10 protein-coding genes are annotated in these 12,464 nt (G+C 32.8%); 1 reads left to right on the top strand and 9 read right to left on the bottom strand.

What is annotated here, in order from left to right:
- Positions 1 to 2 precede the first annotated feature (2 nt).
- The 9 genes from AC5SL1_RS05825 to AC5SL1_RS05865 all read right to left on the bottom strand — a co-directional run bounded on the left by AC5SL1_RS05825 (position 3) and on the right by AC5SL1_RS05865 (position 10,792).
- A complete protein-coding gene (locus AC5SL1_RS05825) occupies positions 3 to 2,909 on the bottom strand; it encodes a 2-oxoglutarate dehydrogenase E1 component (RefSeq protein WP_494599439.1) in 2,907 nt (968 codons plus the stop codon).
- 34 nt (positions 2,910 to 2,943) lie between these two features.
- Positions 2,944 to 3,819: a succinate--CoA ligase subunit alpha gene (sucD, locus tag AC5SL1_RS05830; RefSeq protein ID WP_494599440.1), complete on the bottom strand. Its 876-nt coding sequence runs from the start codon at positions 3,817 to 3,819 to the stop codon at positions 2,944 to 2,946.
- 1 nt (position 3,820) lies between these two features.
- Positions 3,821 to 4,981: an ADP-forming succinate--CoA ligase subunit beta gene (sucC, locus tag AC5SL1_RS05835; RefSeq protein ID WP_494599441.1), complete on the bottom strand. Its 1,161-nt coding sequence runs from the start codon at positions 4,979 to 4,981 to the stop codon at positions 3,821 to 3,823.
- Positions 4,981 to 5,946, bottom strand: a complete 966-nt coding sequence (mdh, locus tag AC5SL1_RS05840) for a malate dehydrogenase (RefSeq protein ID WP_494599442.1) — start codon at positions 5,944 to 5,946, stop codon at positions 4,981 to 4,983. The genes sucC and mdh overlap by 1 nt, the downstream gene beginning before the upstream one ends.
- Before the next feature lie 58 nt (positions 5,947 to 6,004).
- The gene (locus AC5SL1_RS05845; RefSeq protein ID WP_494579610.1) at positions 6,005 to 6,439 is read right to left on the bottom strand and encodes a hypothetical protein; all 435 of its coding nucleotides are present in this window, start codon (positions 6,437 to 6,439) and stop codon (positions 6,005 to 6,007) included.
- Between the two features lie 18 nt (positions 6,440 to 6,457).
- On the bottom strand, positions 6,458 to 7,819 hold the full coding sequence (locus tag AC5SL1_RS05850; RefSeq protein ID WP_494599443.1) for a TRAP transporter large permease: 1,362 nt from the start codon (positions 7,817 to 7,819) through the stop codon (positions 6,458 to 6,460).
- Positions 7,820 to 8,389 (bottom strand): TRAP transporter small permease subunit, encoded by a 570-nt coding sequence (locus tag AC5SL1_RS05855; protein ID WP_494599444.1) that lies wholly within the window; start codon positions 8,387 to 8,389, stop codon positions 7,820 to 7,822.
- Positions 8,390 to 8,472: 83 nt separating this feature from the next.
- Complete coding sequence (locus tag AC5SL1_RS05860; protein WP_494599445.1) at positions 8,473 to 9,549, bottom strand: TRAP transporter substrate-binding protein; 1,077 nt, start codon at positions 9,547 to 9,549, stop codon at positions 8,473 to 8,475.
- A 61-nt stretch (positions 9,550 to 9,610) separates the two neighbouring features.
- Positions 9,611 to 10,792: an iron-containing alcohol dehydrogenase gene (locus AC5SL1_RS05865; protein WP_494599446.1), complete on the bottom strand. Its 1,182-nt coding sequence runs from the start codon at positions 10,790 to 10,792 to the stop codon at positions 9,611 to 9,613.
- A 171-nt stretch (positions 10,793 to 10,963) separates the two neighbouring features.
- Here AC5SL1_RS05865 and AC5SL1_RS05870 point away from each other — a divergent pair, with 171 nt between their 5' ends.
- Positions 10,964 to 12,457, top strand: coding sequence for a CoA-acylating methylmalonate-semialdehyde dehydrogenase (locus AC5SL1_RS05870; protein WP_494579616.1), 1,494 nt, complete (start codon positions 10,964 to 10,966; stop codon positions 12,455 to 12,457).
- The last annotated feature ends 7 nt before the right edge of the window (positions 12,458 to 12,464 follow it).

Genomic DNA, 12,464 nt, shown 5'->3' on the forward strand with positions numbered 1-12,464 from the left:
TTTTATTCAAAAACCTTATTAATAATCTCTTGTTGTTGTGAAATGTGTCTTTTTGCATATCCTGTTGCTGGAGATGCATCTGGACTTCTTCCTATATAAGAAATTTTACTATTATTAGCGTTAATAGTTTCTAATGTCCATTGTATATAGTCTCTTACTGAGAACCATCCGCCCATATTTTTTGGTTCTTCCTGGCACCAATAAAACTTAGCATTTTTAGCGTAAGGTTTAAGTTCCTTTACAAGAGTTTTTGCAGGAAATGGATATAGTTGTTCAATTCTGAACAATATTACATCATCTATTTTAAGTTTTTCTCTAGCATCTAATAAATCAAAGTAAACTTTACCTGAGCACATTATTACTTTTTTAATCTCTGAAGCTTTTCTTAATTTTATAAAACCATTAGTTTTTGGGTCCACAGCATGGTCCCATAATATTCTATGAAATGAATTTTCTTTATTAAAATCTTCTAAGTTTGAAACACAATACTTGTTTCTTAATAAAGATTTTGGTGTCATCATAATTAATGGTTTTCTAAAATCTCTATGCATTTGTCTTCTTAGTGCATGAAAATAATTTGCAGGAGTAGTGCAATTCATTACTTGCATATTGTCATTAGAACATAGTTGTAAAAATCTTTCTAAACGAGCTGATGAATGTTCTGGGCCTTGACCTTCATATCCATGTGGTAAAAGCATTACTAAACCTGATGCTCTTGTCCATTTTCTTTCTCCTGATGCAATAAATTGATCTATTACTACTTGTGCTCCGTTAGCAAAATCTCCGAACTGAGCTTCCCATATTGTAAGTGTGTTAGGTTCAACAAGACTGTAACCATACTCAAAACCTAGAACTGCTAATTCTGATAAAAAGCTGTCGACTACTTCAAATTGCTTTTGATTTTTTGAAATATTATTTAAAGGGACATAACGACTATTATTTTTTTGATTTCTTAAAACAGAATGTCTCTGGCTAAAAGTTCCTCTACCAGAATCTTGGCCAACTAGCCTAACTGGATATCCTTCTTCTAATAAAGATCCAAATGCCAACGCTTCTGCAGTTGACCAGTCTATGTTTGATCCATTTTCGACTGCTTTTTTTCTTGAGTCTAGTATTTTGGTTATTGTTTTATGTAAATTTAATTTTTCAGAATAAGAATTTATTTTTTCTGAAATCTCTAAAAGTTTTTTAGTATCTGCACCTGTTACTCCTCTTTTATCTTTTCCTTTTTCAGGTTTATATGCTGACCATGTGCCTTCAAACCATTCTATTTGAGGCTTATAATTTTTTGCATTTTTAAATTGATCATCAAGTAAATTTTTAAATTCTTTTATTGAGTTTTCTAAAATATTATTAGTAATTGTATTCTCAGATATCAATTTATTCCCATAAACATTTACTACAGAGGGATGTGATCTAATTTTTTCATACATCAATGGCTGAGTAAATGAAGGCTCATCTCCTTCATTATGACCAAATCTTCTATAGCAAATCAAGTCTATAACCACGTCTCTATTAAATTTTAATCTAAACTCTGTAGCTATTCTTGCCGCATAAACGACAGCTTCTGGGTCATCTCCATTAGCATGAATAATTGGAGCATCAACCATTTTTGCTACATCAGATGGATAAGGTGAAGATCGTGCAAATCTTGGACTTGTTGTAAAACCTATTTGGTTATTAACAATAATATGAATTGTTCCGCCAGTATTATGACCTGGTAATCCAGACATTGCAAAACATTCGGCTACCACACCTTGGCCTGCAAATGCAGCATCACCATGTATCAATATGGGTATTACTTTATTTCTCTCTTTATCTTTGTGAAAAAATTGTTTTGCTCTTGTTTGCCCAAGCACTACTGGATTAACTGCCTCTAAGTGAGATGGGTTATCTGTTAAACTAACGTGTACAGAGTTTCCATCAAAATCTCTATTTGAAGATGCGCCTAAATGATACTTAACATCTCCAGCTCCTTCTTCTGATGATGCATTAATTTCTCCAGCAAATTCATTAAATATTCTTTTATATGATTTCTGCAAAACATTCGCTAATACATTCAGTCTACCTCTATGTGACATTCCAATCTTAACCTCTTTGACTGCAGATTGGCCACTAATCTTAATTATTTGTTCCAAAGCGGGAATTAAACTTTCTGCACCATCTAGTCCAAATCTTTTTGTTCCTACATATTTTTTATGTAAAAATTTTTCAAAACCTTCTGCTTGTATTAATTTATTTAAAATTGCTTCTTTACCATTTTTTGTAAAATTTAAGTTGTCTTCTGACTTTTCAATCCGATCTCTAAACCATTTTCTTTCAGTTGGATTTGATATATGCATATATTCATATCCAATTGGCCCACAGTAAGTTTTTTTCAAAAATACTAATATTTCTTTTATATTCGATTGATCTTTATTTATAACACCACCTAAATAAATATTTTTTTGATAGTCACTTTTTTTAAAACCAAAAGAATCTGGATGCAGTTCATCTAGATAATCTGACTGTAATAATTGCAATGGATCTAATTTAGCTATGAGATGTCCTCTTTGTCTATATGATCTAATCATAGAGACCGCTTTAATTGAGTCTTCATTTGATTTAGATAAATTTATTTGACCTACATTAGCTTGCTGAGTATTGCCTGATGGACTTTCTTCTTCTTGTTCAATTTTTTTTTGAAGTTCATCTATATCAATTTTATTTTTTAAGCCCCAAGATGGTCCATTAATTTCCTTAGCAATCATACTTAAGTCTTCGCCTATACCTTCAAAGTAATGCTGCCAACTTTCTGGGAGATCTTTATCTTTATTGATAAATTTTAAATACATTTGTTCTATAAATGCACTATTTGATTTACTAAGAAATGACGTTTTTTCGAATTCGAGATTTTTTGATGATGACATCTATTTTATTGATATAATATCAGATAAATAATTTTCAATTAGATAATTTATTAAATAATGTTTTTCCTAGTTCAGATGGTGATTTTGCAATTGTAATCCCACATTCTTCCATTTTTTTAATCTTATCTTCTGCCCCACCCTTACCACCAGAGATAATAGCTCCAGCGTGCCCCATAGTTCTTCCTGGGGGTGCTGTTATTCCAGCAACAAACCCAACCATAGGTTTTTTTATTTTGTGGTTTTTAATAAATTCAGCTGCTTCTTCTTCTGCAGAGCCACCAATTTCTCCTATCATAAGAATAGATTCTGTCTCATCATCATTTAAAAATAAATCCAAACAATCAATAAAGTTTGTTCCATTTATTGGATCTCCACCAATTCCTATACAGGTAGATTGTCCTAATCCATTTTCTGTTGTTTGAGCTACTGCTTCATAAGTTAAAGTTCCAGATCTTGAAACAATTCCCACCGAGCCTTTTTTGTGAATATTTCCTGGCATAATCCCAATTTTACATTCATCAGGAGTAATTATTCCTGGACAGTTAGGTCCTATCAATCGACTTTTTGAACTATTTAGCTTTTGTTTAACACGAAGCATATCTTGAATTGGTATACCTTCAGTAATACAAACTATAAGCTCAATAGATGCATCAATAGCTTCTATTATTGCTGCTGCAGCAAATTTTGCTGGCACATAAATCATTGTGGCATCTGCTCCAACTTCTTGTTTCGCATCAGCTACTGTATTAAATACTGGACGATCAAGATGTTTTTGTCCTCCTTTTTTTGGAGTAACTCCACCAACGAGATTTGTTCCATATTTTATGGCTTGCTCTGAATGAAAAGTTCCATGAGCACCTGTAAAACCCTGGCATATAACTTTTGTATTTTTATTTATTAAAACTGACATATTATTTTATTGCCTTTACAATTTTTTGAGCTGCGTCATCTAGGTTTTCAGCTGAAATCAATTTTAGCCCCGAATTATCTAAAATTTCTTTTCCTTCTTTAAAGTTGGTGCCAGCAAGTCTTACAACTAATGGAACACTTATATTTATTTCTTTAGCAGCATCCACAACACCTTGTGCAAGAACATCACATCTCATAATTCCCCCAAATATATTTATTAAGATTCCTTTTACATTTTTGTCCGAAAGAATAATCTTAAGAGCGGCTGAAACTTTTTCTTTTGAAGCTCCTCCGCCAACATCTAAAAAGTTTGCTGGCTCTTCACCATATAATTTAATTATATCCATTGTTGCCATTGCAAGACCTGCTCCATTGACCATGCAGCCAATGCTTCCATCTAGCTTTATGTAAGCAAGATCGTGTTTACTCGCATCTATTTCTGCAGGATCTTCTTCATTTAAATCTCTAAGCTCGATTATTTCAGGATGTCTAAATAAAGCATTAGAGTCAAAATTAACTTTTGCATCTAAACAAATTATTTTTTTTTCTTTAGTTAATATTAGTGGGTTAACTTCAACCATGTTGGCGTCTGTACCTAAAAACATTTTATATACTGATTTTATCAGTGCTATTGCTTGTTTTTTTGCATCATATGCTAAAGCATAAATTGCAATTATTTTTTCACAGTCAGCATCAGAAATTTCATCGGTAATATCTATTTTAGTTGTTATAATTTTTTCTGGAGTTTTTTCTGCAACTTCTTCAATGTCCATTCCACCTTGATCGCTGGATATGAATACTATTTTTGAACTTGCTCTATCTACTAAACAAGATAAATAGAATTCTTTATCAATATTAGAGGACTCTTCTACATATAATCTTTTTACTTCTCTTCCTGCTGGGCCAGTTTGATGTGTTACGAGTGTTTTTCCAAACAATTCTTTTGCAGCAGCACTTAATTCATCAATTGTGTTTAAAATTTTTACACCTCCAGCTTTGCCTCGTCCACCAGCATGAATTTGTGCTTTTAAAACAAATTTTTCTGTTTTTAAAGATTTTACTTTTTCAATTAAATCTTCAACTGTAAACGCAAAAACTCCTTCAGGAACTACCGCTCCATATTTTTTTAGAATTTGTTTGGCCTGGTGTTCGTGAATATTCATTATTTAGAAAGATCTGGATCTATTTTAGATGCGGCTTCCCAAAGTGCTTTAACAGCATCAATAGAATGCATAAATTCTTTTTTTTCTTTTTCATCTAGATCTATCTGTTCTATTTTTTCTACACCATTTTTTCCAATGATTACAGGTACGCCAGCATAAACATTACTTACCCCATACTCTCCATTTAATTGAATGGCACACGGTAATAACTTCTTTTCATCTTTTAAGTATGCTTCTGCCATCTGAACTCCTGATGCTGCGGGTGCGTAAAATGCTGATCCCTTTTCTAAATATTTTACAATCTCAGCACCACCATCCCTTGTTCTTTGATTTATTTCTTCTAATCTTTCTTGAGTTATTTTACCTTCTTTAACCAAGTCTAATAAAGGTTTTCCTAAAACTTTTGTAAATCTTGGTAATGGTACCATTGTGTCTCCATGACCCCCCATTACCATTGCGTCTATTTCTTTTACAGGAACATTAAGCTCTTCTGATAGAAATAATTTAAATCTTGAGCTGTCTAGAATTCCTGCCATTCCAACTACTTTATTAGCTGGCATACTAGAAAATTTTTGAAATGCCATTACCATTACATCAAGTGGATTTGTGATACATATAACAAAGGCATTAGGTGCATTTTTTTTTATTCCTTCTGCTACTTGTTTAATAATCTTTAAATTAATCCCTAATAAATCGTCTCTACTCATTCCTGGTTTTCTTGGAACTCCTGCAGTTATTATAATTACATCTGAGTCTTTAATATCCTCATAATTATCTGTACCTGAAAATTTTACATTAAAACCATCAACAGATGATGATTGGGCAATATCTAAAGCTTTTCCTTTAGCTATACCGCTGGCAACATCAAAAAGGACAACTTCATTGGCTACTTCTTTAGTTCCAATTAAGTGTGCTAAAGTACCACCAATCTGTCCCGCACCTATTAAAGAAATTTTTTTTTTCATGATTGAGCTTATCTTTTATTGATAATTGACGATAATTCAACTGAATTTTAGATTTTATCTACTTATCTTCAATAAGTTTTGAGCAGATTGCCATATCTCCAGAAATGTATGATCCTTTAAAATGTGACTTGTTCTCCTCCCAATTTTTTTTACCATCAGTTATGTAATTATTGAATAGCTGCTTTCTATTTTCTTCAGCTTTTTTTTGAGCTTCTTCTAATTTTTTTTCTTCTTCAATTACCATTAATTCTACAGACTTAAATAAAAGATTATTTGAAATCTCAATAAAATTTTTAGAACTTACAGCATCTGTTTTTAAAATTATACCTGATGCATAAGCATAGACTGCACTACATCTATTTAATAAATAGATTTGTGTTTTGCCATCTTCAATATCTTTCTTTTCTAAATAATCTTTTAAAGAAGTATTGGTATCTGCTTTAGCAAAACTTATAATGAATAAAGATATAAATAAAAAAATAATTTTTTTCATTAAATGTATTATAAGTTTTTATGGACCATAAGCTACTTTTGGTAGCCATGTAACAATTTTTGGAAAATTAAAAACAATTGCAACTGCTATTGCTTGTAAAATTACAAAAGGAATTATTCCTCTATAAATATTTTGTATCGTTATTCCTTGAGGAGCTACACCTTTCATATAAAATAAGGCGAAACCAACTGGTGGAGTTATAAAAGAAGTTTGTAGAACAACTGCAAACATAACTATAAACCATACCATATCAACGCCAAGATTAACCATCACTGGTGCTAAAAAAGGCAATAAAATTAATGTAATTTCTATCCAATCTAAAAAGAAACCTAATATAAAAGCAATACACAGAACAACTATAACAACTCCATTGGGTCCAAAGGGTAATCCTTTGAGCGCACCTTCAATTAATTCGTCTCCACCTAATCCTCTTAAAACTAAAGCAAACATCGTTGCTCCTACAAACAGTGCAAATATATACGCTGTTGTATGTGTAGTTTTTCTAATTACACTTTTTAAATCCTTGAAAGAAAGCCTTCCTCTTATAAGAGCTAAAATAGATGCCCCTAGTGCACCTACTCCTGATGCCTCTGTAGGAGTTGCTATACCCATAAAAATACTTCCTAAGACTGCTATTATTAATAAAGCTGGTGGTATAATTGATTTAAATACTCTTAAAATTATATCTAAAGAAACAGGCTCTGCACTTTTAGGAGCTGGCGCAACTTTTGGCTTTAAGTAAGCATAAGTAATAATAAAAATTGTATATAATAAACCAAGCATCAAGCCAGGAAATACTGCCCCCATAAATAGGTCACCTACCGAAATTCTTACTTGGTCACCCATAATTACAAGCATAATACTAGGAGGTATTAAAATTCCAAGTGTCCCAGTTGCACAAACAACTCCACATGCAAGGTCTGGACTGTAATTATTTTTTAACATTAAAGGAACACCCAGAATTGTTAATAAAACAACAGACGCCCCTATGATGCCTGTTGAGGCTGCTAATAGCACCCCAATAAAGACAACTGCTATTGCCAAACCTCCTCTCATACGACCAAACAATTTTGAAAGATCTGTCATTAAATCTTCTGCAATTCCAGATTTATCCATCATTATTCCCATAAAAATAAACATTGGAAGAGCAACAAGGACCCAGTTTGCCATAACTCCATACAGCCTATAAACTACCATCGAAGAAAATTTCCAATCAACTCCAAAGAAAGTGTCTAAATAGCTATCAGACAACATTGTAATGAGAGTAAATAATACCGCTAAACCTCCCATTGTCCACGCAACAGGGAAACCAATAAAAATTAAAGTTATGAAGCTCAAAAAGAGCAATATTGACATGTAGTATTCTGAAATTAATTCCATCTATTTTATTTTTTCAAACCCTAGTCGAATAGTTGTTAGAACCCTAATTATTCTTGATAAGCCAGCTAATAATAATAAAAAGAAACTAAATACTAGAAAGCCTTTTACAAGCCATCGTGCAGGAAGTCCATTTGCAGAAGTAGATCTTTCACTTGTTTCCCATGATAGTTCAAAAAATGGAACTGAGTAAATAAGTACTAAAATAATGAATGGTAAAAACAATAAAAGAATTCCAAAAAACTCAAACCACAGTCTTCTTCTGTAAGCCATGCTGTCAGTCAAAACATCTACCCTAACGTGTTGATCTACTACGTAAGTAGATGACAAGCCAACTAACCACCCTACAGCATATAGATGCCATTGTAATTCTTCCAATTCAATCATACCACTTTTAAATACATATCTAAGAATGACATTAAGAATAATTACAGCAACTAAAACAACCCATATCCAATTAAATACTTCACCAACACTAGTCACAAACCCATCTATTTTTTTTGTGATTGGCAAGTGTTTGAGCTGTAGTTTTTTATCTAAACTATTTTCTAATTTTGTAAAATCATTCGCCATAAAAAATTTTCTTTTAAAAACAAAAGCAGCCGGCAAAACCGACTGCTTTTTAACTTTATTATAAACTTTAAAAGTATTAAATACTAAAAGTTTCTAGGTAAATAACCCCATTTTTGCCAAACATCATATTCTTTCATGAATGCTTGTTGAGAATTCCAAACTTTTTTAAAGTCAGCATCTTTAGCAGACTGTTCTGCCATAACTTTTGCACTAACTTTTTGAAGTTCTCTCAATACACTATCAGGCAATCTAGCAGCTGTTACACCTTTAGAAGGGAAACTTGCAATTTGTTTTCCTTGTAAAAATTCACCAGTTGTAATTGCTCTCATAGCTGCTGCTGTACAAGCCATTTCGAATAAAGCTTGGTCAGCTGCACCCATTTTTTTCCATAGGTCTAAGTTGACCATGAAGTGAGTAGATGTTGATACTTGGTGCCAACCTGGAAACAAGTTGAACTTAGTAATTTTGTGAAAACCAAGAACTTCATCAATTGCTGGCATCGAATATTCTGTTGCATCTAGAGTTCCTTTTTCTAAAGCAGCAAAAATTTCACCACCAGCCATTAAAGTTGCAGATGCTCCTATTTCATTTAAAACCATTCCTCCTAATCCTGAGAAACGAATTTTTAAACCTTTAAGATCATCTAAACTTGTGATTGGATTTCTATACCAACCAGCAGTTTCAGGTCCAATTGTACTACATAACAAAACTTTAATATTTTGCTTGTTGTAAATTTCATTTGCTAACTTTGAACCTTCTCCTTCAAACCACCATGCAGCATACTCCCATGGTTCCATTCCAAACGGTACTGCCGCAAATAAAACGGCCGCTGGAATTCTACCTTGGTCATAAGCCATATAGTTATAAGCTGCAGGTAAATCACCTTTACTAATTGATGGTGAGATCTCTAATGGAGGAAGAATTTTTCCAGGCTCATAAACCTTTAATTTTATTCTTCCATCTGTAGCTTTATCTAAAGTGTCTGCTAAACGAGCAACTGGGTCACCCAGCGCTGGCCAACCAGTATTGAAAGTAGATTGTACTTTCCATCTGATTTTTTCAGCTGCATTTACCTGCTGAAATGAAAAAGTTATCATTAAAGCAAATACAGCCAAAATACTAACGAACGATTTCATTAGTGATTTTGATTTATCTATCATATTTTTCCCCTCTCTTTTGTTTCGAGTTGTTCGTCTAAAAGAAGTGCATTTCCAACTCATTTTAAAATGCTCTCCATGCTTGTCTGTAAAGATCTACCATCTCATTTACAGAAGGCACTCTCGGATTGAGGTTTGGCGCCCCTGAATTTTCTGCATCAGTTGCCATATTTTTTAACTCTTCCTCAAAATTTTTTTGATTAATTCCAAAATTTTGCATTGATGGAACTTCAAAATCATTATTAATTTTGTACAGACCTTTAATCAATTTATCACAGGCCACATCATCATTGTCACCAGGTAGTGCAAAATCTCCAGCACGACTACAATCTGCATATCTACTTTTTGCATGATCTATCGAAAATTTAGTTATAGTTGGTAGTAACATTGCATTACTAAGTCCATGAGGAACTTTGAAATTACTACCTAGCGGCCTACTCATTCCATGCACCAAACATATTGAAGCATTGGAAAATGCTAAGCCTCCTAATGTAGCAGCTAACATTAAGCCTTCTCTTGCTTTTAAATCTTTTGGATTTTTATCAACTGCATATATATTTTGGGTAACAAGTCTTATTGTGTCTAAAGCCATTCGATCAGAAAAGAGTGTGGCTTTTTTGCTTACGTATGCTTCTATTCCATGAGTTAGAGTGTCAATTGCGCTATCAATAGTTAATCTTCTGGGTTTCGATAAAGTTAAATCATAATCAACAATTGCAACTATAGGGACAAATCCTTCTCCTCTACAAGAAATTTTTTCATTATTATTTGAGTCTATAACTACTGCGTGATGTGTTACTTCCGAGCCTGTACCAGCTGTAGTAGGGATTGCAATTATTGGAAAACCTTTTTTATCAAACATTGATGGTGGCTTATAATCTTGAATATTTTTACTAAATTTAGCCATTGCGGCTATTGCCTTTGCAGTATCTATTGGACTTCCTCCACCAAAACCAATTACAGCATCATTTTTACATTTTTCTAAAAATTTAATTCCATTTAAAACTACTGAATCCGTTGGATCAGGAACAGTGTCATCAAAAACATCAGAATTTAACCCTGCTTTAGTTAAAACATCTTGTAGTTTTTTTACATAACCAAATGATACCATTTGTTTATCAGTTACAATTAGTAATGATTTTATAGATCCTAAAATTTTTATTATATCAGGGAGTTCATTCAAGCTACCCTTGCCAATTTGCAAGTATCTAGGAACACAAATACGAACATTTTCTCTTTTAATCAAACGGTCCTCTCTCTTTTCATCTAATTTGTTAATGCTTAATCTAAACTTAAGTAATTTTAGGAGTCAACAACTGAAAGCTTTTAATTGATAATATTTTTCTCATTTAAGGAAAAATATATTGCAAAGAAAATTGAGCTAGTATAACTTTAAATTATATATTAAAGGAGAACTATGAAAAAAGTTAGTCATTTCATTGATGGAAAAGTTTTTACTGTAAAAGATTCTAGAACCGGTCCAATTTTTAACCCCGCTATTGGAGAACAAATAGCAGAAGTTGAATTAGCAAGTAAAGCTACTGTTGAAATGGCTATAGAGAGCTCTAAGAAAGCTTTTTTAAAATGGTCTAAAACCACACCTATAAACAGAGCAAGAATTTTAGCAAAATATAAAGATTTATTAATAAAAAATATGGAAGATATGGCTGTAATGGTTTCCGAACAACATGGAAAAACTATTCCAGATGCAAAAGGTTCTATTCAAAGAGGAATTGAAGTTGTTGAGTATGCAACTGGTATCACCGATTCTTTAAAAGGAGATCACTCTGCAAGTGTGGGGACTAATGTTGACTCTTATTCAATGAGACAGCCCTTGGGTGTTTGTGCTGGAATTACTCCATTTAATTTTCCAGCAATGGTACCTATGTGGATGTACCCAGTTGCTATTGCATGTGGAAATACTTTTGTACTTAAACCATCAGAAAAAGATCCGAGTTGTCCAATTAGACTTGGAGAATTAGCTATTGAAGCTGGTATGCCACCGGGTGTTTTAAATGTTGTAAATGGTGATAAAGAATCTGTTGATACTCTATTAGAGAGTAAAGATGTTCAAGCGATTAGTTTTGTAGGTTCGACTCCAATTGCGGAATATGTTTATCACACAGGAACAAAAAACAATAAAAGAGTTCAAGCTCTTGGTGGAGCTAAAAACCATATGGTTGTGATGCCTGACGCAGATGTTAATAAAACAACAGACGCTATTATAGGCTCTGCTTTTGGGTCTGCTGGTGAGAGATGTATGGCTATTTCTGTTGCTGTTTGTGTAGGAAAAAAGACTGCTGAAAATTTAAAAACTAAATTATTAGAAGAAACACTAAAACTAAATGTTGGACCATACACAGACGAAAAAAGTGATTTTGGCCCACTTAATAACAAAGCTCACTATGAAAAAGTTTTGGGATACATAGATACGGGTGAAAAAGAAGGAGCTAAGCTTCTTGCAGATGGAAGAAATATGAAACTACAAGGGTATGAGAATGGATATTTTGTAGGTCCTACCATTTTTGAAGATGTAAAACCTGATATGAAAATTTATAAAGAAGAAATTTTTGGTCCAGTTCTCAGCATGATGACAACAGATACTTATGAAGAAGCTTTAAAATTAGTCAATGATCATGAATTAGGAAATGGAGCTGCTGTATTTACAAAAAGTGGTATGATAGCAAAACATTTTACTGAAAATGCAAAAATTGGGATGATAGGAGTAAATGTTCCCATTCCTGTACCTGTTGCGTACCATAGCTTTGGTGGTTGGAAGAGATCATTATTTGGGGATCATTCTATGCATGGTCCTGAAGGAGTAAGATTCTATACTAAATTGAAAACTGCAACAGTAACATGGTCGGAAGATAATAGTGGTCCAGAGTTTACAATTCCAGTTCTTTCTTAATTTTTTT

The organism is Candidatus Pelagibacter sp. PS_10_02, from assembly GCF_059418005.1.